23 protein-coding genes and 1 tRNA gene are annotated in these 22,077 nt (G+C 71.0%); 18 read left to right on the forward strand and 6 right to left on the reverse strand.

Annotation, left to right across the window (positions count from 1 at the left end):
- The 10 genes from D8M39_RS07655 to D8M39_RS07700 form a co-directional block, all read left to right on the forward strand.
- On the forward strand, positions 1–500 hold a 500-nt coding region (locus D8M39_RS07655), incomplete at its 5' end, for an adenosine deaminase (RefSeq protein WP_371413767.1).
- Positions 497–1,384, forward strand: coding sequence for a MazG nucleotide pyrophosphohydrolase domain-containing protein (locus D8M39_RS07660; protein ID WP_055083519.1), 888 nt, complete (start codon positions 497–499; stop codon positions 1,382–1,384). The genes D8M39_RS07655 and D8M39_RS07660, both read left to right, overlap by 4 nt.
- A gap of 114 nt (positions 1,385–1,498) precedes the next feature.
- Positions 1,499–2,782 carry a phosphopyruvate hydratase gene (eno, locus tag D8M39_RS07665; protein WP_126874764.1) on the forward strand — a complete coding sequence of 428 codons (1,284 nt, stop codon included), beginning with the start codon at positions 1,499–1,501 and terminating at the stop codon, positions 2,780–2,782.
- Between the two features lie 149 nt (positions 2,783–2,931).
- Positions 2,932–3,465 carry a septum formation initiator family protein gene (locus tag D8M39_RS07670; RefSeq protein WP_126874765.1) on the forward strand — a complete coding sequence of 178 codons (534 nt, stop codon included), beginning with the start codon at positions 2,932–2,934 and terminating at the stop codon, positions 3,463–3,465.
- Positions 3,462–4,013, forward strand: a complete 552-nt coding sequence (locus D8M39_RS07675; protein WP_126874766.1) for a DUF501 domain-containing protein — start codon at positions 3,462–3,464, stop codon at positions 4,011–4,013. Before D8M39_RS07670 ends, D8M39_RS07675 begins: the two co-directional genes overlap by 4 nt.
- A 60-nt stretch (positions 4,014–4,073) precedes the next feature.
- Positions 4,074–5,021 carry a Ppx/GppA phosphatase family protein gene (locus tag D8M39_RS07680; RefSeq protein ID WP_126874767.1) on the forward strand — a complete coding sequence of 316 codons (948 nt, stop codon included), beginning with the start codon at positions 4,074–4,076 and terminating at the stop codon, positions 5,019–5,021.
- A 70-nt stretch (positions 5,022–5,091) separates the two neighbouring features.
- Positions 5,092–6,450: a S8 family serine peptidase gene (locus tag D8M39_RS07685; RefSeq protein ID WP_126874768.1), complete on the forward strand. Its 1,359-nt coding sequence runs from the start codon at positions 5,092–5,094 to the stop codon at positions 6,448–6,450.
- Between the two features lie 108 nt (positions 6,451–6,558).
- Entirely contained in the window at positions 6,559–7,944 is a 1,386-nt protein-coding gene (locus D8M39_RS07690) for an NAD(P)/FAD-dependent oxidoreductase (RefSeq protein ID WP_126874769.1), read from the forward strand.
- Between the two features lie 56 nt (positions 7,945–8,000).
- Positions 8,001–8,074: transfer RNA gene (locus tag D8M39_RS07695), tRNA-Leu, on the forward strand.
- Positions 8,075–8,219: 145 nt separating this feature from the next.
- Entirely contained in the window at positions 8,220–9,020 is an 801-nt protein-coding gene (locus D8M39_RS07700) for a Bax inhibitor-1/YccA family protein (RefSeq protein WP_055082577.1), read from the forward strand.
- A gap of 191 nt (positions 9,021–9,211) precedes the next feature.
- Here D8M39_RS07700 and D8M39_RS07705 read toward each other — a convergent pair whose 3' ends face one another.
- Entirely contained in the window at positions 9,212–9,814 is a 603-nt protein-coding gene (locus D8M39_RS07705) for a hypothetical protein (protein ID WP_232300192.1), read from the reverse strand.
- A gap of 73 nt (positions 9,815–9,887) precedes the next feature.
- On the opposite strand from D8M39_RS07705, the gene D8M39_RS07710 reads away from it, so the two are divergent.
- Together D8M39_RS07710 and ilvA are read left to right on the forward strand one after the other, a co-directional pair.
- Positions 9,888–11,258, forward strand: a complete 1,371-nt coding sequence (locus D8M39_RS07710) for an AI-2E family transporter (protein WP_126874770.1) — start codon at positions 9,888–9,890, stop codon at positions 11,256–11,258.
- A gap of 150 nt (positions 11,259–11,408) precedes the next feature.
- Entirely contained in the window at positions 11,409–12,656 is a 1,248-nt protein-coding gene (gene ilvA, locus D8M39_RS07715) for a threonine ammonia-lyase (RefSeq protein WP_094393567.1), read from the forward strand.
- A 126-nt stretch (positions 12,657–12,782) separates the two neighbouring features.
- On the opposite strand, the gene D8M39_RS07720 is transcribed toward ilvA, so the two are convergent.
- From D8M39_RS07720 to D8M39_RS07730, 3 genes are all read right to left on the reverse strand, one after another.
- Positions 12,783–12,998 (reverse strand): hypothetical protein, encoded by a 216-nt coding sequence (locus tag D8M39_RS07720; RefSeq protein WP_055082585.1) that lies wholly within the window; start codon positions 12,996–12,998, stop codon positions 12,783–12,785.
- Between the two features lie 110 nt (positions 12,999–13,108).
- Positions 13,109–13,606, reverse strand: a complete 498-nt coding sequence (gene greA, locus D8M39_RS07725; protein WP_055082587.1) for a transcription elongation factor GreA — start codon at positions 13,604–13,606, stop codon at positions 13,109–13,111.
- A 183-nt stretch (positions 13,607–13,789) separates the two neighbouring features.
- The gene (locus D8M39_RS07730) at positions 13,790–14,269 is read right to left on the reverse strand and encodes a DUF4307 domain-containing protein (protein ID WP_126874771.1); all 480 of its coding nucleotides are present in this window, start codon (positions 14,267–14,269) and stop codon (positions 13,790–13,792) included.
- A gap of 202 nt (positions 14,270–14,471) precedes the next feature.
- On the opposite strand from D8M39_RS07730, the gene mca reads away from it, so the two are divergent.
- The 3 genes from mca to D8M39_RS07745 all read left to right on the forward strand — a co-directional run bounded on the left by mca (position 14,472) and on the right by D8M39_RS07745 (position 17,993).
- A complete protein-coding gene (gene mca / locus D8M39_RS07735) occupies positions 14,472–15,392 on the forward strand; it encodes a mycothiol conjugate amidase Mca (protein ID WP_126874772.1) in 921 nt (306 codons plus the stop codon).
- A gap of 6 nt (positions 15,393–15,398) precedes the next feature.
- Positions 15,399–15,731: a hypothetical protein gene (locus D8M39_RS07740; protein WP_083482306.1), complete on the forward strand. Its 333-nt coding sequence runs from the start codon at positions 15,399–15,401 to the stop codon at positions 15,729–15,731.
- 99 nt (positions 15,732–15,830) lie between these two features.
- On the forward strand, positions 15,831–17,993 hold the full coding sequence (locus tag D8M39_RS07745) for a thioredoxin domain-containing protein (RefSeq protein WP_126874773.1): 2,163 nt from the start codon (positions 15,831–15,833) through the stop codon (positions 17,991–17,993).
- Between the two features lie 141 nt (positions 17,994–18,134).
- On the opposite strand, the gene D8M39_RS07750 is transcribed toward D8M39_RS07745, so the two are convergent.
- A complete protein-coding gene (locus tag D8M39_RS07750) occupies positions 18,135–18,848 on the reverse strand; it encodes a hemolysin III family protein (RefSeq protein WP_126874774.1) in 714 nt (237 codons plus the stop codon).
- Between the two features lie 138 nt (positions 18,849–18,986).
- On the opposite strand from D8M39_RS07750, the gene D8M39_RS07755 reads away from it, so the two are divergent.
- Positions 18,987–19,748, forward strand: coding sequence for an isoprenyl transferase (locus tag D8M39_RS07755; RefSeq protein ID WP_055082597.1), 762 nt, complete (start codon positions 18,987–18,989; stop codon positions 19,746–19,748).
- Between the two features lie 199 nt (positions 19,749–19,947).
- On the opposite strand, the gene D8M39_RS07760 is transcribed toward D8M39_RS07755, so the two are convergent.
- Positions 19,948–20,844, reverse strand: a complete 897-nt coding sequence (locus D8M39_RS07760; protein WP_232300193.1) for a hypothetical protein — start codon at positions 20,842–20,844, stop codon at positions 19,948–19,950.
- Between the two features lie 81 nt (positions 20,845–20,925).
- Between D8M39_RS07760 and D8M39_RS07765 the strand changes: the two genes are divergently transcribed.
- The gene (locus D8M39_RS07765) at positions 20,926–21,465 is read left to right on the forward strand and encodes an A24 family peptidase (protein WP_055082601.1); all 540 of its coding nucleotides are present in this window, start codon (positions 20,926–20,928) and stop codon (positions 21,463–21,465) included.
- A gap of 144 nt (positions 21,466–21,609) precedes the next feature.
- Positions 21,610–22,077, forward strand: coding sequence for an NUDIX domain-containing protein (locus tag D8M39_RS07770; protein WP_094393572.1), 468 nt, complete (start codon positions 21,610–21,612; stop codon positions 22,075–22,077).

Raw genomic sequence — 22,077 nt, forward strand, 5'->3', positions numbered from 1 at the left:
CCCACCGCGAGGCCCTCGACCTGCTGGCCGCGCACAGGATCCCGGTGACGCTGCACGCGGGCGAGGCGGACGGTGCGGCGTCCATGGCCGACGCCCTGCTCACCGGGCGCGCGCTGCGCCTGGGCCACGGCGTGCGGCTGCTGGACGAGGACCCGGAGGGCACGTCCCCGCTGGCGACCTGGATCCGGGACCGGCGGGTCGCCCTGGAGGTGTGCCCGTGCTCCAACCTGCAGACCGGCGCGAGCCGCGCATGGGGTGAAGGCATTGCCGAGCACCCGGTCACACGGCTGCTGCGGGGCGGTTTCGCGGTCACGATCTCCCCGGACAACCGGCTGATGAGCGACACGTCGGTCGGCCACGAGCTCGAGCAGCTGCGCACCCGTGCGGGCTGGTCCGACGAGGACGTCGTGGCGGTCCAGCGCAACGCGGCCCGCGCGGCGTTCGTGTCCCGCGAGTACCAGTTGTGGCTCGAGGAGCAGGTCACGGGGGAGCGGGCGTGAACGGCGAGGACGGGACAGCACCCGGGCCGCAGTTCGAGCGGCTGCTGGAGGTCATGGACCGGCTGCGGTCCCCGGGGGGCTGCCCGTGGGACGCCGCCCAGACGCACGAGTCCCTGCTGCGCTACCTCGTGGAGGAGGCGTACGAGGTCGTCGAGGCGGTCGAGACCCTGGAGCCCTCCCGGCGGCGTCGTGACGAGCTCGTCGAGGAGCTCGGGGACGTGCTGCTGCAGGTGGTCTTCCACGCGCGGATCGGCCAGGAGCACACCGGCGAGGAGCGCTTCGACGTCTCGGACGTGATCGATGCGGTGACCGCCAAGCTCATCCGCCGCCACCCCCACGTCTTCCCCGGGGACGACGACGCCGCCCGGGAGCCCGCGGGAGCCGCGACGGCGATGTCCTCCGTGGCCGAGGCAACGTCCCCCACGAACGGCGCGGCCGCGTCGTCGTCCCCCGCAGGCACCGACGACGCGAGCTCTGACGCCGCGCCCGCTGCCGGGGAATCCCCCGACGGTGCGACCTCTGACACGGCGGACTCCCTCGAGTCGGCCCCGGACACCGCGGAGCTGGCCGCGCGCTGGGACGCGGTGAAGCGCAACGAGAAGCCGCACCGTACCCGGATCTTCGACGGCATCCCGCCGGCGCTGCCCGCGCTGGCCTACGGCGAGAAGGCGTTCTCCAAGGCGCGGCGCCACGGCGTGCCCGCGGTGGTGCCGGTGCAGGCCGAGCCCACGGCCGAGCAGCGGGAGGCCGAGGAGCGGGAGCTCGGAGACCAGTTGCTTGCGCTGGTGGAGACGAGCTCAGCGCGCGGGCTCGACGCCGAGCGCGCGCTGCGCACGGCGGTGCGCCGCTTCGTGGGTGAGAACGACGGGCCCGTGGCTCGCTGAGAGGGCGGGCCGAGAACCGGTGCCCCGCCGGATCGCACTGACCCGGTGCCCTCGGTAGGCTGGAGGGTGGGGCGCAGACCGTCCCACGGGTCGACGACCGACAAGGAGATTTTCATGGCAATGATCATTGCGCTGCAAGCACGCCAGATCCTGGATTCCCGCGGCAACCCCACGGTCGAGGTGGAGGCGTTGCTCGAGGACGGCAGCTTCGGACGCGCGGCCGTTCCGTCCGGTGCCTCGACCGGCGAGTTTGAGGCCGTCGAACGCCGTGACGGGGACAAGAAGGTCTACCAGGGCAAGGGCGTGCTGGACGCCGTCCACGCCGTGGACGAGGAGCTGGAGCAGGCGGTCGTGGGCCTGGACGCCTCGGACCAGCGGGCCGTGGACCAGGCCATGCTGGAGCTCGACGGCACCGACAACAAGGCCAAGCTGGGCGCCAACGCGATCCTGGGCGCCTCCATGGCCATTGCCCGCGCCGCCGCGAGCTCCGCCGACCTCGAGCTCTACAAGTATCTGGGCGGGCCCAACGCCCACGTGCTGCCCGTGCCCATGATGAACATCCTCAACGGCGGCTCCCACGCGGACTCCAACGTGGACATCCAGGAGTTCATGATTGCGCCGATCGGTGCGCCCACGTTCTCCGAGGCCCTGCGCTGGGGTGTGGAGGTCTACCACAGCCTCAAGTCCGTGCTGAAGGACCGCGGCCTGTCCACCGGTCTGGGCGACGAGGGCGGCTTCGCGCCGAACCTCGAGTCCAACGCCGCCGCGCTGGATCTGATCCTCGAGGCCGTCACGAAGGCTGGCTACACGCCGGGCAAGGACATTGCGCTCGCGCTGGACGTGGCGTCCTCCGAGTTCTTCGAGAAGGGCTCCTACTCCTTCGAGGGCCAGAAGCGCTCGGCCGAGCAGATGTCCGCGTACTACGCGGACCTCGTCGAGAAGTACCCGCTGGTCTCCATCGAGGACCCCCTGGACGAGAACGACTGGGAGGGCTGGGCCACCCTGACCGAGCACATCGGAGAGAAGGTCCAGCTCGTGGGCGACGACCTCTTCGTGACCAACCCCGAGCGCCTGGCGCGCGGCATCGACCAGCACGTGGCCAACGCCCTGCTCGTGAAGGTCAACCAGATTGGCTCGCTCACCGAGACGTTCGACGCCGTGGAGCTGGCCCAGCGCAACGGCTATCGTTGCATGATCTCCCACCGCTCGGGCGAGACCGAGGACACGACCATCGCGGACATCGCCGTGGCCGTGAACGCGGGGCAGATCAAGACCGGCGCTCCCGCCCGGTCCGAGCGCGTGGCCAAGTACAACCAGCTGCTGCGCATCGAGGAGGAGCTGGGCGAGTCCGCCACCTACGCGGGCGCCTCCGCCTTCCCGCGCTTCACCGCGAAGTGAGCCGCGCAGCGGCGTCGCACCCGTGACGTTGCCGGTGCCCACCGACGCGCCGCCCGGTCCACGTTCCCAGGGGACCGGGCGGCGCTGCGCTGCGGGTAGACTGGGCCAGCACGAAGAGCCCCACCACGTCTTCCCCCGGAGGTGACCGCATGGTCGGTCCAGGCCCGCGGATTCCCCGGCCGGGATCCCTGCGCGACGATGGCGACGAGACTCCGGCACCTCCCGGCGGTTCCCACACCCTCGCGGCGCCCACCCCGGCGCACTCGTTCAACGGTCGTCTGGTGGCGCTGATCGTGGTGGCCACCCTCATCGTCTTCCTGGCCGCGCCCACGGCCAAGATCTTTATCGACCAGCACACGCAGATCTCCGAGCTGCGCAGCAGCATCGCCGAGGAGCAGGACCAGCAGCAGCAGCTCAAGCGCGAGGAGCAGCTGTGGGGGGACGACTCCTACGTGGAGCAGCAGGCCCGGGAGCGGATGTCCTACGTGATGCCGGGGGAGAGCGCCTACGTGGTGGTCGGAGCCCAGCCGGACGTCCACCAGGGCGTGGAGTCCTCCGCCGAGCAGGTCGAGGCGGGCAAGCCCGCGTGGGGTGACGGGCTCTGGCAATCGGTCGTCGACTCCGCTTACCCGCAGCAGGACGTCACCCTCGAACCACGACCCCAGGAGAGCAGCGACAAGTGAGCGACGCCGCACGAGAGCAGGACCGCACCGTCACGGACCAGGACCTCACGGTCGTGGGCCACCAGCTGGGACGGCCCGCACGGGACGTGGTGGAGATTGCCGCGCGCTGCGTGTGCGGCAACCCGCTCGTCGTCGCCACCGCACCCCGGCTGGGCAACGGGACACCCTTCCCCACGGTCTTCTACCTGACCCACCCCGTGGTGACCGCGGCTGTCTCCCGGCTGGAAGCGGAGGGTGCCATGTACGCCATGTCGGAGCGCGTGGCCGAGGATCCCGAGCTCACCGAGCGCTACCGGGAGGCTCACGAGCACTACCTGGCCCAGCGCCGTCGTATCGGGGAGCTCGCCGGCACCGGCGAGGTGCCCGAGATCGAGGGGATATCCGCCGGGGGGATGCCCACCCGCGTGAAGTGCCTCCACGTGCTCGTGGGACACAGCCTGGCCGCGGGCCCCGGGGTGAACCCCCTGGGGGACGAGACGCTGGAGAGCATCTCCGCCACGTGGACGCCGCAGCGCTGCGCGTGCGACCCCGCCTGGCGCGAGGCCTGAGCGGCCCCCGCGCCGAGCGACTCCGACTCCCCACCCCACGACCAGAGGACCCTTGCTGCCATGCGCGTCGCTGCCATCGACTGCGGTACCAACTCCATCCGTCTGCTCATCGCGGATGCCACCGACGGGCCGCGGTCCACGCTCACGGACGTGGTGCGGGAGATGCGCATCGTCCGGCTGGGACAGGGCGTGGACGCCACCGGCTGGCTCGCGGAGGCCGCGCTGGAGCGCACCTTCGCCGCAGCGGACGAATACGCGGCGCTGATCGCGCAGCACGGGGCGCAGCGCGTGCGCTTCGTGGCCACGTCCGCGACCCGCGACGCAGGCAACCGGGACGTCTTCGTGGCGGGCATCCGCTCCCGCCTGGGAGTCGAGCCGGAGGTCGTGAGTGGTGAGGAGGAGGCGGCGTTGTCCTTCCGCGGTGCCCTCAATGCGGCGTCGTCCCTGGACTCGCGGGACCGCGTGCTCGTGGTGGACCTGGGTGGCGGTTCGACGGAGTGCGTGCTCGGCACGCCCACGGAGGTGCTGGCCGCGAAGAGTGTGGACATCGGCTGTGTGCGCCTCACCGAGCGTCACCTGGGCGGCAACCCTCCCACCGCGGCCCAGCAGGAGCTCGCGCTGCGGGATGTGGACGAGGCCATGGACGTGGTCGCCCGGACCGTGCCGCTGGAGCAGACCACCAAGATCGTGGGCGTGGCAGGGACGGTCACCACGGTCACCGCGGCAGCACTTCGCCTCACGGAGTACGACCCGCAGCGGATCAACGGCACCGAGCTGTCCATCCCGGATGTCGTGCGCGCCTGCCGTGAGCTGACGCAGATGACCCGGGACCAGCGTGCCGCGCTCGGTTTCATGCACGAGGGCCGCGTGGACGTGATCGGTGCCGGGGCTCTCGTGTGGCGTCGGGTGCTCGAGCGCGTCTCGGCCGCCACGGACGGGCGGGTCAGCGCCGTGACGGCGAGTGAGCACGATATTTTGGACGGCATCGCACTGTCCCTGGTCTCCTGACGCGGGCCCCGGTCCACCACGAGCACGAACGGGCGCGGTGCGCCGCACCGCGAGGCAGAACAGAGGGGTCATGATCGGACGCACGAGGACTCGGGCCCTGCTCGCGGCCACTGCGGCGGGCGCGCTGCTCGTCGGGATGACGGCGGTCCCCGCGCTCGGACAGCAGCCCGCGGTGCCCGCCCCGGCGCCGTCGGTGCCCGTGGAGTCGCCCATCGCCCCCGCTCCCACCAACGGCAAGGCCGCCGTGGAGGGCTCGGACATCCAGCAGCGCGAGTACTGGCTGGACGACTACGGCGTGCGGGACGCGTGGAAGTCCGCGACCGGCAAGGGCGTGAAGATCGCCGTGATCGACACCGGTGTGGACGGCTCCCACCAGGACCTCACGGGCTCCGTGGGGGAGGGCACGGACGTCTCCGGCAAGGGGCGGGCGGACGGGCAGCAGGGCCTCGGCGAGGAGCCGGAGCACGGCACGCTGGTGGCCTCCCTCGCGGCGGGCCACGGCCACGGGGAGGACCGCTCGGGCGGCCCCGGGAAACAGCAGGGCATCCTGGGGGTCGCCCCGGACGCCGAGATTCTCCCGGTGTCGATGTGGCTGGGCGCCGAGCAGCCGGGTGTGAAGGACGTCAACGAGCAGATCCCGGACGCCGTCCGGTGGGCCGTGGACCACGGCGCTGACGTCATCAACATGTCTGTGGGCTCCAACGCCACCGCGTGGCCGCAGTCCTGGGACTCCGCGTTCGCGTACGCCGAGGAGAAGAACGTGCTGGTGGTGGCTGCCGCGGGCAACAGGGGCAGCGGACTGACCCAGGTGGGTGCCCCCGCGACGATCCCGGGCGTGCTGTCCGTGGGCGGGGTGGACCGCCAGCGTCAGGCCAGCTGGGACTCCTCCTCCCAGGGCATCTCGATCGGGGTGGCGGGGCCCAGCGAGGACATGGTGGGGGCGATGCCGGGCAACGGCTACGCCGAGTGGTCCGGGACCTCCGCGACCGTTCCGCTGGTCTCCGGGACGGCGGCGCTCATCAAGCAGAGGCACCCGGAGCTCACGGGTGCGCAGATCGCGCAACGGATCGTCAAGACGGCCCACGACGCGGGGGAGAAGGGCAAGGACCCGTTCTACGGCTATGGGATCCTGGACGTCCGCGCGGCGGTGGAGGACGACGTCGAGACCACCGAGGAGAACCCGCTGGGCAGCGTGCAGCACTGGATCGAGCAGAACCGGCCGCACACCGCCTCGCCCGGCGCGAGCGCCTCGGCGAGCGCGGACGAGGGGGACACCGAGCACGTGACGCAGGAGGCCACCCCGCCCGTGGCGCAGAAGCCCCTGAACGAGACCGGTGCGTTGCCCGTGGTGATCCTCGCCTCCTTCGCGGTGGTCGTCAGCGGCCTGACCGTGGCGGCGATCCTGCACATCCGGCGACTCTCGCGCTGAGACGCCGGTGCGCCACCCGCGTGGAGCACCCTCCGGAGCACCCTGCAAGGCCGTCACCGTACGGCAGGGCGTGAGCAAAAGTTCCCGGTGATGAGTAAACTTCCAGGCATGTCTTTCAATCAACTTGCCAAGGACCGTCCGCGCCTTCTCATCGTGGGTGGCGGGTACGTCGGTTTCACCGTCGCGCAGAAGCTGCAGACCCGTATCAAGGAGTCCGGCGGCGTGGTCACCGTGGTGGACCCCAACCCGTACATGACCTACCTTCCCTTCCTCCCCGAGGTCGCGGCCGGGAACATTGAGGCGCGCTCCGCCACGGTTCCCCACCGCCAGAACCTGCGGGACTGCGAGTTGATCGCCGGCCGCGTGGAGAACATCGACCACGCCAACCGCAAGGTCACCATCCGCGGCATCGACGAGGGTCCCGAGTTCGAGCTGCCCTACGACGAGATCGTGGTGGCCGGCGGCTCCAACACCCGCACGTTCCCCATCCCGGGGCTCGCGGAGAAGGCCATCGGCATGAAGACGATCGAAGAGGCCGTCTCCGTGCGCAACTGGATGCTCGAGCGCATCGAGGTGGCGTCCCTCACCGACGACGAGGACGCCAAGCGCCAGGCGCTGACGTTCGTGGTCGTGGGCGGCGGCTTCGCCGGCATCGAGACCATTGCCGAGCTCGAGGACATGGCACGTACCGCTGTGGAGCGCAACGACCGCCTGAAGGTCTCGGACCTGCGCTTCGTGATGATCGAGGCCATGGGACGGATCATGCCCGAGGTCTCCAAGGACCGCGCTGAGAAGGTCGTGGCCGAGCTGCGCTCCCGCGGCGTCGAGGTGCTCCTGAACACGTCCGTGTCCGAGGTAGACGGGGACGTCGTCAAGCTCATCAACATGGGTGACAAGTCGCCCGCCGGCGAGCTCGCCACGGACACCCTGATCTGGTGCGCCGGCGTGGCCGCCGCGTCCTTCATCAAGAACAGCGATCTCCCCATCGACGAGCGCGGCCGCCTGCGCGTGGGCGCAGACCTGCGCGTCACCGGCGACGACGGGCCCTTCGACGGCGCCTGGGCCGCCGGCGACATCGCCGCCGTCCCGGACCTCACCGGTGCCGGCCCGGGTGGCTTCTGCGTGCCGAACGCCCAGCACGCGGTCCGCCAGGCAGCCAGGATGGCCAAGAACATCATGGCCGCCCACCAGGGCGAGCCCCTGCAGGACTACTATCACGAGGGCCTCGGCTCCGTGGCCGGACTGGGCTTGTACAAGGGTGCCGCCACGGTGCGCAACATCGACCTCGGCGGACTGCCTGCGTGGCTCATGCACCGTCTGTACCACGGCTATGCGATCCCCACGGTGGACCGCAAGGCACGCGTGTTCACCCAGTGGGGCCTGAACATGGTCTTCGGGCGGGACACCCAGCCGCTGCGCCACCTGCACGATCCGCGCCGGGCCTTCGAGAAAGCCGCCGGCGTGAAGGTCTCGGACGCCAAGGCCAGCCTGTAGCCTGCACGTCGACGACGGTGGGGCCGCCTGCGGGCGGCCCCACCGTCGTCGTACCCGCCCCCATAGCCCAACCGGCAGAGGCAGCGGACTTAAAATCCGCTCAGTGTGGGTTCGAATCCCACTGGGGGCACCCCCGACGCAGCACCGATCCCGCCGCCCGGCACTCGTGAACCGACCCCCGCGGGTCTGTTCGCCGTCCACGGACTCCAGGCTGGCGTGCAGGTTCCGGTGCTAACCTGGGATCTCAGCTCGCCCACGCCCAGAAAGGACGTCCCATGGCCGGCGGCAACCCCCTCCTGCGAGACTTCAACAAGAAGAACGCCACCACCGTACCCGCATCACCCCAGGGTGCCCAGTACTCGCCCGAGCAGCTCGAGCGGATGTACAACGCGCCCGCCGCCGGGCCCGCCCAGACCGGGCGCATGAGCTACGACGACGTCGTAATGCGCACTTCGCTCGTGCTCGGCTGCGTGGTCGTGGCCGCCTTCGCGGGCTGGTTTGTGCCCGTCCTCGCGGTTCCCGGTGCCATCGTGGGCCTCGTCCTCGGTCTGGTGAACTCGTTCAAGCGGGAACCCAGCCCCGTGCTCATCATCCTGTACGCGCTCGCGGAGGGCCTGTTCCTCGGCGGCATCTCGGGCATGTTCGAGAGCACCTACCCGGGCGTGGTGGTGCAGGCGGTCATCGGCACCCTGGCGGTCTTCGTCTCGGTCCTCGTGCTCTACAAGACGGGCGTGCTGCGCGCGACCCCGCGAGTGACCAAGTTCTTTTTCGTGGCCATGATGGCCTACGCCATCTTCGCCCTCGTGAACCTGGGCACCTCGCTGCTGGGCGGCTTCAACCTGCGCACCGACGTCTCCGTCTTCGGCATTCCGCTGGGGCTCTTCGTGGGTGCCATCGCGATCCTGCTGGCCGTCTACAGCTTCGTACTGGACTTCGAGAACATCAGCGACGGCGTGAGGCGCGGCATCCCCCAGAAGGCTGCCTGGTCTGCGGCGTTCGGCCTGACCGTGACCCTGATCTGGACCTACGTGGAGATCCTGCGTCTGCTGACGATCATCCGGTCGATGAGCGACTGACTCCTCCTGGACTGAAACGTCCCGACAGCGACGGCCCGGTGCACGCACACCGGGCCGTCGCTCTGTCTGTCCCAGGGCGGTGGACGAGGCGCGGCGCCGCTAGGTACCGGGGCCGACAACGGCGCTGCGCAGCGGACGTGCGGCACGCCGCGTCACCGGGGCCGCGCAGCGTCGTCGCGCCCGGTGCCCGCTCAGATGTAGCTGATCCCGAGGTCGCGAGGTGGCAGGTTGATCGCACGGGAGGGCACACTGTCAGGAGCGGCGCGGCCCACGAAGAGCCAGCCGAGGACCTCCTCGTGCTCGTCGAGGTCGTAGAACGAGCGGAGAATCTCCCGGTCGTAGGGCTCGCGCTGGGACCAGATGGTGGCCCAGCCCTGCGCGTAGAACGCGGCCTCCAGGACACCGCGTGCCGCGGAGACCTCCCCACGCTGGACCTTCTTGGACTCCTCGAGCTCCGGGTGGTGGCGGAAGACGATCGCGATGGCGGCGCCGCCGCGGGAGGCCCACGAAAGGGAACCGCGGTAGGCGGCGAGAACCCGGATCTTCTTGCCCTTCAGGCGGGGGACCGGGCCCGTGAGGTTGGGCACCGAGGCCAGCCCGGCCATGGCGGCGGCCAGCAGGGGGGCTGAGGGGCGGGTGGTCACCACGGCACGCCAGCCGGTGGGCCGCTCGTCGTACTTCGCACCGGCGGCGGCACGCAGGACGGCCTCGAGCTCCTCCTGGCGGGGTGCCTCCTGGCTCAGCAGGCTCGCGGGACGGCGTTGGGCCAGGATGCGCAGCAGTGTGGTGGACATGGCAGCCATTTTGTCATCCCGCGGGCGGCGGCCCGGTAACAACATTGCGCGCAATGATGCGATCATGGTGCCCATGTCTTCCAGCATCTCCACGTCTCCCGCGAGCACGTCCCCGGACCGCGTGCCGGACGCCCCGCGGTCGAGCGACGCTCCCGCCCTCGACGCCCAGGACACGGTCACGGCTCCCGTGCGGATCGCCGCGGCGTGGTCCTGGCGCATCCTGCTCATCATCGCCGGGGTGGGGGTGGTCGGGTGGCTGCTCTCGCTCGTCACCACCGTTCTGATCCCGGTACTGCTCGCCGCCCTGCTCGCCGGGTTGCTGTTCCCCGCCGTGCGCTGGCTGCGCTCCAGGGGATTCCCCGCCGCGCTCGCCTCCATCACCGTGGAGCTCGGCCTGATCGTGCTGGTCCTGGGGCTCCTCACCCTGGCGGGGCAGCAGATGATCGTGGGCTTCGCCCAGCTCTCGGACAACGCCGTGGCGGGCTTCCAGCAGCTGATCGGCATGCTGGAGGACAGCCCGCTGAACCTCTCCACGGACGACATCAACCAGTGGATCGCGGACCTCGGCAACACGCTGCAGCAGAATTCGGACAAGGTCCTCTCCGGGGCCATGACCTTCGGCTCCACTGCGGGCAACATCGTCACCGGCACGATCATCATGCTGTTCGTGCTGCTCTTCTTCCTCATGGACGGCGAGAACATCTGGCTGTTCGTGGTCAAGCTCTTCCCCCGCCGCGCTCGTTCCGCAGTCAACGGATCCGGTCGCCGTGGCTGGATCTCCCTGGCCCAGTACGTGCGGATCCAGGTCTTCGTGGCGTTCGTGGACGCCGTGGGCATCGGCGTGGGCGCATTCTTCCTGGGCGTCCCGCTCGCCCTGCCCATCGGCGTGCTGGTGTTCCTGGCGTCCTTCATTCCGATCGTGGGCGCCGTGGCCACCGGTGCGGTGGCCGTGCTGGTCGCCCTCGTGGCCGTGAGCCCGTGGATCGCCCTGGCCATGCTGGGCGTGGTGCTGCTCGTGCAGCAGCTCGAGTCCAACGTGCTGCAGCCCCTGATCATGGGAAAGGCCGTCTCCCTGCACCCGGTGGCCGTGTTCCTGGCGGTGGCCTCCGGCAGCGTGCTCTTCGGCATTGCCGGTGCCCTGTTCTCCGTGCCGCTGATGGCCGTGCTCAACACGATCGTTCGCTACCTGGCCAGCCGTGCCTGGGAGCACGACGACGAGATCGCGTGGGAGCCGCTGATGTACCCCCGCGAGATCAAGAAGACGGCCAAGAAGAAGGACCTGGACCGCGACCAGGTCATGGCGCTGCTCCAGCGCTTCCGCGGCAAGCGCCACAAGGAGCGCGAGGCCGAGGAGCACAGGCGTGACGAGAAGCACCGCAAGCAGACGAAGCACAACGCGAGCATCGAGGAGGACGTCCTGAGCACGGACGACTCCCGGCGCTGAGACCTCTCGCGAGGTAATAGCATGGAGCGCGGCGCCCCCACCCACGGGCGCCGCGTTCTGTTGTCCCCGCCCCGCAGTCCCGGTCGCGATCCACCGGGCCCGGCACCCCGCGGCGGACCAAGCAACCGGCTACGACGAAGGAAGTTCTCTGTGGCCCACCCAGATCTGCCCGTAACGGTGGAGGACGTCCGCCGTGCCGCCACGCTGCTGGAGGGGGTGACCGAGCGGACGCCGCTGGCCCACTCCCGGGCGCTGTCGCGCGCGCTCGGTTCGGAGGTCTACCTCAAGTGCGAGAACCTCCAGCGCGCGGGCTCCTTCAAGGTGCGCGGCGCGTACGTGCGGATGTCGCAGCTCTCGGACGAGGAGAAGGCCAGGGGAGTGGTGGCGGCCTCGGCCGGCAACCACGCCCAGGGCGTGGCCCTCGCTGCCGCCAAGCTCGGCATCGAGGCGCGGATCTACATGCCGCTCGGTGCGGCGCTGCCCAAGATCGCGGCCACCCAGGACCACGGCGCGGAAGTGGTGCTGCACGGCTCCACCGTGGACGAGGCGCTCGCGGAGGCTCAGCGCTTCTCGGACCAGACCGGTGCGGTGTTCGTGCACCCCTTCGACCACGTGGACATCATTGCCGGGCAGGGCACGATCGGCCTGGAGATCTTCGACCAGCTGCCCACCGTGGACACCGTGATCGCGGGAGTGGGTGGAGGCGGGCTGCTCGCCGGCGTCTCGGTGGCCATCAAGGCGAAGGCCCGTGAACAGGGCCGGGACATCCGCGTGATCGGCGTACAGGCGGAGAACGCCGCCGCCTACCCGCCGTCGCTCGCCGGTGATGCCATCGTGACGCTGTCCCGGGTCTCCACGATCGCGGACGGCATCGCGGTGGGCCGCCCGGGGCAGCTGCCCTTCACCGTGATCCGGGAGCTCGCGGACGACGTCGTGACGGTCTCCGAGGACTCGCTCGCCCAGGCGCTGATCTTCATGCTTGAGCGCAACAAGATGGTCGTGGAGCCCGCCGGCGCGGTGGGCGTGGCCGCAATCCTCGAAGGCGACCTCAAGGAGAGCCACCCGGACCTCGGCAACACGGTGGTGCTGCTCTCCGGCGGCAACATCGACCCCATGCTGATGCTCAAGGTCATCCAGCGTGGTCTCAGCGCAGCGGGACGCTACATGACGGTCAGGATGATGCTGACCGACCGCCCCGGCGAGCTCGCTCAGATCTCGCAGATCATCGCGGACCTGGACGCCAACGTCACGGGTGTGGACCACACCCGCATCGGCGGTTCCCTGTCCATGGGGGACGTGTCCATCACCATCGACATGGAGACCAAGGGCCACGAGCACTGCGACCAGGTGATCGCCGAGCTGGAGGCGCACGGCTTCCACCCCGTGATCGCGCACTGATCCCTGGACTCTCAGGCCCGGGGCCTTGGGGCCTGTGCCGCTGCGGAAGCCACGTCGCAAGGACGACGCTGCAATGAGGACGACGCTACGACCACGAGGACGCGACGACGTCGCCGCAGCGCCCGCTCAGCGGCGTCGTGCCCCGCGGGCCGTCACGTAGGTGACGAACGCCATGACGAACGTGGCGAACCACAGGATGTTGCGCAGACCGCCGGTCGAGTTCAGTGCGGGGTGACTCTGGCCCACGAAGTGCACGACCACCGCGGCCACGGCCAGCAGCGCGGTGAGCACGAGTAGGGGCCCGCTCCAGCGGTTCGGGGTGCGGTTCCAGTGGGTGACCACGAGGGGTTCTCCTGTCGGGGAGGCAACGGGAGCCGCCACGTTGTGCTGTGACGGCGTAGGAAACGGCTGAGGGCCACACCGCGGCTGCGGCGTGGCCCTCAGTTCGGGGGTCAGCGGCTGAAGGGCTTGGCCTTCAGGATCTTGACTGTGATGTCCTTGCCGTTGGGGGCCTGGTAGCTCACGGTGTCGCCCACCTTGTGGCCGTTGATCGCGGCACCCATGGGGGAACGCTCGGAGAATACCTCGAGGTCCTCGCCCCCGGTGAGGTCCTCGGCGACCTCACGGCTGCCCATGAGGAAGGTCATCTCGTCGCCGGCGATCTCCGCGGTGACCACCATGCCGGCCTCGATGACGCCGTCGTCCGCCGGGGCCTCGCCCACCTGGGCGTTCTCGAGGAGCTGGGTCAGCTGGACGATGCGTCCCTCGTTCTTGCCCTGCTCCTCGCGTGCGGCGTGGTAGCCGCCGTTCTCCTTGAGGTCACCCTCGGAGCGGGCCTGTTCGATCCGGTCGACGATCTCCTGCCGGTAGGGACCGGCGATGTAGTCGAGTTCCTTCTTGAGCCGGTCGTACGCTTCCTGGGTGAGCCAGGCTCCCTCGTGAGTAGGCACTGTGCCTCCGTTTCTCCGGTGCTCACCGCCCTGGTGAGCACGTGTGAAAAACCCCGCCCCGGTGCGAGCCGCGTGGCCCAGCGTGTCCGGGTCGGGGATGTGATCTCGCGGCAAGTCTAGTGGAGGCCGCGCGCCCAGCCCAACGTGTCGCGTTCCACGACCGCAGTCGCAGGGGGGGGCGGGTCAGCCGGCGTCGTCCCAGCAGGTGTCCACGCCGGCAGTCGTGGCGATTCCCGTGGTGCGCAGCGTGACGCGGTGCGTGCTCGTGCGGCCGTTGAGCTCCTCGTCCGCCACGTGCCCGACCGTGACCTCGCGCCAGCCCACCACGGCGTACTGCTCGTTGAGGGCCTGCACCGCGCACGTGACCGTCTGGTCCGGGTCTTTTGTGAGGTCGAAGTCCGCGTAGACGTGACCGGCGTCCGTGATCTGGAAGCTGACGTCCTTGGCCACCGGCCGCTGGGAGTTCCCCCACACGATCCACACGACGAACAGGGAGGCCAGAAGGGTGGCAGCGGCCGCGATCACGATCCAGCCGCGTGTGGAGGGCCCCCGCCGCCGTGGCCGGTTGACGCGGCGGTGCCCGCCGCCGTAGCGCTGGGCGAGCACGCGGTCCGTTCCGGGTGCGGGCGCGCCACCGGGCGGCTGGGGGATCGCAGAACTCATGCCCCCACTCTACCGAGGGCCGGTGGGCGAAGACTGGGTACCCAGCGGCGGACGACGCCGCCGCGCGGCCGGTACGGGAGGCGTCGTCGGTCGTGAAGTGGCGTGACGCACGCGCCGCACGGCATTCGGGTGCGGCGTAGGATACCGGGGATTGCATTTTTACGGCGGTTTTCCGCGATGAGGTCTTGGAGGCATTCGTTCGGTGACGGACTATTCACAGTTGCGCCTGTTGGCGATCCACGCCCACCCCGACGACGAGTCCAGCAAGGGAGCCGCAACGATGGCCCACTACGCGGGCCTGGGCGCCCGCGTCATGGTGGCCACGTGCACCGGCGGCGAGCGCGGCTCGATTCTTAACCCCGAGATGGAGGGGGATGTCGCGGCCGAACGGGACCTCGCCGGCCTGCGCCGCCACGAAATGGCCGCTGCCGTGCGTGCACTCGGCGTGGAGCACCGCTGGATCGGCTTCATGGACTCCGGTCTGCCCGAGGGGGACCCGCTTCCCCCGCTGCCGTGGGGGTGCTTCGCACTGCAGCCGCTGGAGCGTGCCGCGGCGCCCGTGGTGCAGCTGGTGCGGGAGTTCCGGCCCCACGTGATCCTGACCTACGACGAGAACGGCGGCTATCCGCACCCGGACCACATCCAGACCCACAACGTGGCCATGGAGGCGTACCTGCGCGCGGGGGATCCGGACGCGTACCCCGGCACGGGCGAGGCCTGGGCCCCGTCCAAGCTGTACTACGACCGCGCCTTCAACGTGGAGCGCTTCGTCGCCCTGCACGAGGCGCTCGAGGCGCGCGGGCTGCAGTCGCCCTACGCCGAGCGGATCGCCGCCATTCAGGAGTCCGATCCGGAGGGCCACCGCCCGCCGGTGCCGCGCCACGAGACGACCACCAGGATCGAGTGCGCGGACCGTTTCGAGGCCCGGGACGAGGCACTGCGCAGCCACCGCACCCAGGTGGACCCGAACGGCATGTTCTTCGCGGTCTCCGCGGAGACGCAGGCGGAGGTGTGGCCGTGGGAGGACTACACGCTCGCGGAGTCCCGCGTGGACGCGCAGCTGCCCGAGACGGACCTGTTCGCGGGCGTCGCGGACGCGCCCTCGAACCCCGGAAGCGAGTGATCCCGCGTGCCCACGCTGCTGAGCGTCCTGAACGCGGCCACGCCCGCGCCGAGCCCCGAGAACACGCTGCGCCCCGGTCTCGACCCGAGCCAGGTCTCCCCGGGGCTGGTCGGGTTCCTGATGACCTTCGTGCTGGCGGTCGCCGTGGTGCTGCTGGTGATCGACTTCAACCGTCGCAACCGGCGGCTGCGCTACCGGGCGGAGTACGCCGAGCGGCGCGCGGCCGAGGAACGGGCCGCCACCGGTGCGCTCCCGGAGGGCACGACGTCGGCCGAGGGCCGCACAGCGGGTAACGACGCCGCCCGCCGCACCGGTGCTGAGAGCGACGTCGAGCGGTAGCGACGCCGTCCGGTCACCGCACACGGGCCGCGCACCCGACGGGCGGGACGGCTCCAGCCGGTCCTGACGGCGCCGGCCGCACTGTGAGACGGTGGTGCCATGCCGAATCGTCTGGCCGGTGCCACGAGTCCCTACCTGCTCCAGCACGCGGAGAACCCCGTGGACTGGTGGCAGTTCAGTCCCGAGGCCTTCGCGGAGGCGCAGACGCGCGACGTGCCGGTGCTGCTCTCCGTGGGCTACGCGGCGTGCCACTGGTGCCACGTGATGGCCCACGAGTCCTTCGAGGACCCGGAGACGGGCGACTACGTCAACGCGCACTTCGTTCCCGTGAAGGTGGACCGTGAGCAGCGCCCGGACGTGGACTCGGTGTACATGGCGGCCACCCAGCTGCTCACCGGTCAGGGCGGCTGGCCCATGACCGTGTTCCTGACGCCGGAGGGCCGCGCGTTCCACGCCGGCACCTACTACCCACCGCGGCCGGCGCACGGCAGACCCTCCTTCATGCAGGTCATGGTGGCCGTCACCGAGGCCTGGACCGTGCGACGGGACGAGGTCGAACGCTCCGCGGAGCAGCTGACGGAGGCCCTGGAACAGCACCCGGAGCTCGTCGACAGGATGCTCGCGGACGCCGGCCCCTCCGCGGTGGCCGAGCCTGCGGGGGACGGCGCGCGGGAACCGTCCGGTGAGCTCGCGGGTGAGTGGCTCAACGGCCTCGAACTCGCCCGAGACGCGGCCCACGAGGGCTTCGGCGGGGGCGCGAAGTTCCCGCCGTCCCCGGTGCTCGAGGCCCTGACGACGATTGCGCGGTCACCCTTCCAGGCCCACGAGGGCACGGCGTCCTCGTGGCTCATCCCGGAGCAGCGGCGAGCGGCACGCGAGCTGCTGAGCAGGACGCTGGACGCAATCGTGCTCGGAGCCCTCCAGGACCACGTGGGAGGCGGGTTCTTCCGCTACTCCGTGACGCCGGACTGGTCCCTGCCGCACTACGAGAAGATGCTCTACGACAACGCCCAGCTGCTGCGGGTGCTCGCCCGCACCGTGGTGATCCTGGAGCGTGAGGGGACGGACCCGAACCGTGCGGCGCGGTACCGTCACGCCGCCACCGCGCTCGTGCACTGGCTTCACCGGGAGATGGTGACCCCCCAGGGTGCGTTCGCGGCGTCCCTCGACGCGGACAGTGACCCGTCCCCGGACGAACCGCACGCGGAGCGCGAGGGTGCGTACTACACCTTCAGCCGCGTCGACGAGGGCCTTTCCAGCAGTGGGGGCGTCCGCCCCGAACCGGTCACCGCCGCGTGGGGTGAGGGGGGGCGTGTCACGGGGATCCTGGACGAGTCCCTCCGTGCCGCGCTGTGGCAGCGCAGGCTCGAGCGTACAGCGCCACACCGGGACGACAAGGTGGTCACGGCGTGGAACGGCATGATGATCGCGGGCCTCGCCGACGCCGCCGTGCTCCTGGACGCCCCCGAGTGGCTCGACCTCGCGGGCGCGGCCGCGGAGTTCCTGTGGGAGCACCACCGGGACGCGGCGACAGGGCGGCTCGCGCGGACCTCCCGCGGCGATGCGGTGGACCCGCACGAGGGCCAGCTCGAGGACTACGCGTGGCTGGGGGCGGGGCAGCTTGCTCTGTACCGCGCGACCGGGGACGGGGTCTGGTACGAGCGCAGCCGCGCGCTTGCGGAAGTCACCGTGGAGCGCTTCGTGCGCGACGACGCCGTCCTTGAGTCTGCGCGCCTGGACCCCACCCTCGTGACGGCCGGGGCGACGGGCCGTGCCGAGCCGTTCGACGACGTCGCCCCGTCCACCCCGGCCGTCCTCGCCCGGTGGCTCACGGACCTCTCTCGGCCCCGCACCGCAGGACGTGAGACCAGTGAACTCGTGGGGCGTCTGACCGCCCAGGCCACGGGTGTGGTGCTGAAGGCCCCCACCGCCGCCGGTGGAATGGTCTCGGCGGTGCTGGGCCGGGAGGACCCGCCCGCGCTGCTGGTGGCCTCGACGTCGGATCCCGCGCAGTTCCGCGCGCTCCTGGACACCGTGGGGGACCGGCGCGTGCTGGACGTGCTCGTGCTGGACGCCGCGGTGGCACCGTACGGGGTCCCGGAGACACCGGAGAAGTCAGGGAGCGCAGCCACCACGCAGACGTCGGAAACCTCGCAGACCCCGCAGCATCCCGGCGCCGGGTTCACGGTGTGGCTGTGCCGCGACGGGCGCTGCGAGCTCCCGGTGCACGGTCCGCAGGAGGTCGCACGCCTGCTGGGGTGACCTGTGGCTGGGCGGTCGGGAAGAACGGGTGGCCGAGGTGATCTGTCTGCCGCGGGTGCCAGGTTGCCCGGGGCGACCAGGCGCGTGAGGTGGCCCGGGCGCACCCGGGGTGCGGGCGGCGTCGTCGTGACCGCCGGGGGCTCAGCCCGCGAACATGGCGAGCATGATGGAGATGTAGTGGCACACGAAGCCGCCGATCGTGCACGCGTGGAAGACCTCGTGGAAGCTGAACGTGGCGGGACGCAGCCGCGGCCGCTTGAGGGCGTAGCAGACGGCGCCGCCGATGTAGAGCGCGCCGCCCACGATGAGCATGACCGTGGCAGGCACGTTCACCGCGAAGAACGCCGGGAGGTAGACCAGGGAGAGGCAGCCCATGACTACGTACAGCGGCGTGTAGAGCCAGCGCGGGGCGCCGAGCCAGAACACCCGGAAGGTGATCAGCAGGGCCCCGAGGGACCAGATCACCGCGAGCAGGACCGCTGCGCTGCGTCCGGGCAGGAAGCTCACTGCCAGGGGGGTGTACGTGCCCGCAATGATGAGCGCGATGTTCGAGTGGTCCATGCGCCGAAGGATCGCGTTCATGCGTGCGCTCCAGTAGAAGCGGTGGTAGACGGCGGAGGTGCCGAAGAGCAGCACGGCCGTGACGGCGTAGACCACGCAAGCCAGGCGCAGCTGCACGGTGGGAGCAACGACCACCGCGATGATCCCCAGTGCGGTGGCCACGGGGCTGAACCCCGCGTGGATCCAGCCGCGCCACGAGGGCTTGCGCTCCACGGTCACCGGCCCGTTGCGTGTCTGGCGCACCACCGTGGGGGGATCGTACGGGTCACGGCCTCCGGCGCGGTCGTCTCGCATGGGGGATCACACTGCCTTCCGTGACTGTTCCCACCGGCACGGCGGTCGTGGGGCGCTGCCGTGTTGGGCGGGCGCTACGGGTAGTTTAGTGGATGTGAATCCGCACAGGCCCGAGCAGAGTCAGGGGGCACGACCGTCATGAGGCTCCCCCGAGTCATGTACTCGTTCTACGAGCACCGCCTGGCGCGCACCCTCTCGCAGGAGGAGCTGCCCCACCACGTGGGAGTCCTCGTGGACGGCAACCGCCGGTGGGCCCGGCAGTTCGGCACCTCCACGGAGGAGGGCCATCGGGCCGGGGCGCGCAAGATCGTGGAGTTTCTGCGGTGGTGCAACGAGCTCGACATCCAGGTGGTCACCCTCTACGTGCTCTCCACCGAAAACCTCAACCGGCCGCCGGAGGAGCTCACCGCGCTGCTGGAGATCATCACGAACCTCACCCGGCAGCTGCAGGAGGAGGGGATCTGCCGGATGCAGGCGGTCGGGGCGCTGGCCACCCTGCCCCCGGAGCTGCAGGAGCAGCTGGCCAGCAGCGTCCAGCGCACCGCGGGGAACCCCGGCCCGCACCTGAACATCGCTGTGGGCTACGGGGGCCGCCAGGAGATCGTCGACGCCGTGCGCGAGGTCTTCACGGACGCCGCGTCCCGCGGGGAGTCCCTCGAGGCCACCGCGCAGGCCCTGAGCATCGAGGACGTCTCCGCGCACCTCTACACCCGCGGCCAGCCGGACCCGGACCTGCTGATCCGCACCTCCGGGGAGCAGCGGCTCTCGGGATTCCTGATGTGGCAGTCCGCGTACAGCGAGTTCTACTTCTGCGAGGCGTTGTGGCCGGACTTCCGGCGCGTCGACTTCCTGCGCGCCCTGCGCGACTACGCCCGCCGGCAGCGCCGCTTCGGCGGCTGAGCCCGGCGGCGCCAGACCTGTGCGCTGCCGCCACCAGGCCGACGTCCGATCGGCATTCGGCCTGGGGAGAGCGGGGCGGGGACGCCGCGAAGGCCGGCGGCGACGTCGTTCCCCGGGTGGGGGCGCACGGAACCGCGGCGCCTCAGCGGCCCTTCAACGGCCCCTCGGGGGCGTGCCCCAGTGAGGTCTCCGCGGCGCGTCAGTGGCCGGGGACCCGCCACGGGAGGTGGTGGGAGACGTCCGTGAGGTCGAAGTCCTCGCGGGTGAAGAGGTCGTCCAGCTGGTACTCGTCCACCCCCTCGACCACGAGCCGGTGCCCCTGGCCGGCGTACGGGCCGCTCAGCACATGGGAGTACACGCACACGCCGGTGGCCGTGTCCACGGCGATCCGGGTGGGCCCCGGTGCGAGCGGGTGGGCCGCCGTCACCGGGCGGTAGCGCACGGTGGGCTCCACGGTGGCGCACCACACCCGGCGCTTCGCGAACGCCCCGGCCGCCAGCGAGCGCAGCCGCGCGGGTCGCTGCTCCGGCAGGTACGGCGGGACCGGGGCCGGGCCCACGAGCTCCACGGGGTCGAGGATCGCCTGCCACCGGCCGCCGCCGAACACGGGGTCCCCGTAGGCGGCCTCGGGACGGCGGGTGACCAGGCCGTCGTCGTCGTACACGGGGGTCACGAGACCCGGCGGGAGCAGCCAGGAGCGCGGGGTGTCCGCCACGTAGAAGTCGTCCCGGGAGCGCTCCAGGGACGTGCTCGTGTACAGCGCGTGGCCCCGCAGCGTCTCGACCCGCAGGTCCGAGGGCCGGCGCAGCCAGGCTCGCACCGGCTGGGCGGGGCGGTCCTGCGCGCCCGGCACCCAGTGCAGGGAGAAACGCAGGGTCTCCCACCGCCACGGGGAGGAGCGGCACAGGGCGGCGAAGGACTCCTCGTGCACGGCCGTGTCCTCGGGTGCCCCGGACCAGGGGGACCCCTCGTGCGGGGGTGCCCCGCGCTGCCACGGTGCCCCGCTGCGCGAGGACGCTCCACCCTGCCAGGGTGCTTCCTCCTGCCAGGGTGTTTCCTCCTGCCAGCGGGCTCCGGTCTGCCTGGGCGTGCTCATGGCCCCAGTCTACGAAGTGGTTCTCCACAGGCCTGCGCCGCGCTCTCCCGGTGGGGCGGGGGCTGTGCCTAGGATGGGCGCATGATGCTGACCGCTGCGTCGGGCATCGGGGGGTTCGTGGGGGAGCACCTGAAGGACACGTCGCCCAGCGCGCAGCTGGCCGCGGTGGCCTGTGCCCTGGCCGTCCTGGTGCTCGCCTGCTCAGGAGTGTGGCTCGCCGCCACGGACATCCGCGAACACCGCCTGCCCGGTGCCGTGGTGCGTCCCCTCTACCCCGTGACCGCCGTGCTGCTGGCGGGTTCGGCGCTGCTCGTCCACGACACCGTGCGGCTGTGGTGGATGCTGTGGGGACTCGTGCTCATGGGCGGACTCTTCCTGGCGTTGCGGCTGATCAATCCCTCCGGCATGGGCATGGGAGACGTGCGGCTCGCGGGGGTGCTGGGCCTGGCCACGGGGTTCGCCTCGGTGGGCCACACCGTGCTTGCACTCGCCGTCACCTTCGTCTCTGCAGGGATCTTCTGCGCGGTGCTCATGCTCACCCGGCGGGCCGGGGCGGGCAGCCGGATCCCGCTGGGACCGTTCATGATCGTGGGCAGCCTGGGGGTCCTCACGTTCCTGTGACGGGTTTCCCGTGAGGGGTTTCCGTGACGGGCGGGCACGTACCCTGGGGAGCGACCACCCCGTGGGGAGGGTCCTCTCCGTGGGGGAGGAAACCTCTCCGCGTGGCTGTAGCACCCCGCCGTCACCGACCAGGAGGACCACCCCGTGGCCACACCCGAGTTCATCCAGCACCTGCGCCGCTCGATCGGCCACGACCTGCTCTGGCTGCCGGGGTGCACCGCCGTGGTGCTGCACGAGGGCCGTGTGCTGCTCGGGCGCCGCGCGGACAACGGGAACTGGGGCCTGATCACCGGCATCGTGGAACCGGGGGAGGACCCCGGTGTGGCCACCCGGCGCGAGTGCCTGGAGGAGACTGGGGTGGAGATCACCGTGGACGCGCTCGTGCGGGTCAAGGCCGGCGGGGAGGTGCAGTTCCCCAACGGAGACCGCTGCCAGTTCCTGGACCACACGTTCCTGTGCAGCTACCTCTCCGGGGACGCGCGGGTCGCGGACGACGAGTCCCTCGCCGTGGACTGGTACCCGGTGGACGAGCTGCCTCCCATGCCGGAGCACCAGGCCGAGCGGCTGCGGGCCGCGCTGGAGTTCACGGGGCGCACGGGCTTCGAGAGCTGA

This window comes from Kocuria sp. HSID17590 (assembly GCF_003989485.1).
GTDB classification, from domain to species: Bacteria; Actinomycetota; Actinomycetes; order Actinomycetales; family Micrococcaceae; genus Kocuria; species Kocuria salsicia.

Excerpts from the sequence above, each read along its gene's own strand:
- eno (WP_126874764.1), top strand. The coding sequence starts at position 1,499 with ATGGCAATGATCATTGCGCTGCAAGCACGCCAGATCCTGGATTCCCGC.
- D8M39_RS07670 (WP_126874765.1), top strand. The coding sequence starts at position 2,932 with ATGGTCGGTCCAGGCCCGCGGATTCCCCGGCCGGGATCCCTGCGCGAC.
- D8M39_RS07680 (WP_126874767.1), top strand. The coding sequence starts at position 4,074 with ATGCGCGTCGCTGCCATCGACTGCGGTACCAACTCCATCCGTCTGCTC.
- D8M39_RS07685 (WP_126874768.1), top strand. The coding sequence starts at position 5,092 with ATGATCGGACGCACGAGGACTCGGGCCCTGCTCGCGGCCACTGCGGCG.
- D8M39_RS07690 (WP_126874769.1), top strand. The coding sequence starts at position 6,559 with ATGTCTTTCAATCAACTTGCCAAGGACCGTCCGCGCCTTCTCATCGTG.
- D8M39_RS07700 (WP_055082577.1), top strand. The coding sequence starts at position 8,220 with ATGGCCGGCGGCAACCCCCTCCTGCGAGACTTCAACAAGAAGAACGCC.
- D8M39_RS07705 (WP_232300192.1), bottom strand. The coding sequence starts at position 9,814 with ATGTCCACCACACTGCTGCGCATCCTGGCCCAACGCCGTCCCGCGAGC.
- D8M39_RS07710 (WP_126874770.1), top strand. The coding sequence starts at position 9,888 with ATGTCTTCCAGCATCTCCACGTCTCCCGCGAGCACGTCCCCGGACCGC.
- D8M39_RS07730 (WP_126874771.1), bottom strand. The coding sequence starts at position 14,269 with ATGAGTTCTGCGATCCCCCAGCCGCCCGGTGGCGCGCCCGCACCCGGA.
- D8M39_RS07745 (WP_126874773.1), top strand. The coding sequence starts at position 15,831 with ATGCCGAATCGTCTGGCCGGTGCCACGAGTCCCTACCTGCTCCAGCAC.
- D8M39_RS07750 (WP_126874774.1), bottom strand. The coding sequence starts at position 18,848 with ATGCGAGACGACCGCGCCGGAGGCCGTGACCCGTACGATCCCCCCACG.
- D8M39_RS07755 (WP_055082597.1), top strand. The coding sequence starts at position 18,987 with ATGAGGCTCCCCCGAGTCATGTACTCGTTCTACGAGCACCGCCTGGCG.
- D8M39_RS07760 (WP_232300193.1), bottom strand. The coding sequence starts at position 20,844 with ATGAGCACGCCCAGGCAGACCGGAGCCCGCTGGCAGGAGGAAACACCC.
- D8M39_RS07765 (WP_055082601.1), top strand. The coding sequence starts at position 20,926 with ATGATGCTGACCGCTGCGTCGGGCATCGGGGGGTTCGTGGGGGAGCAC.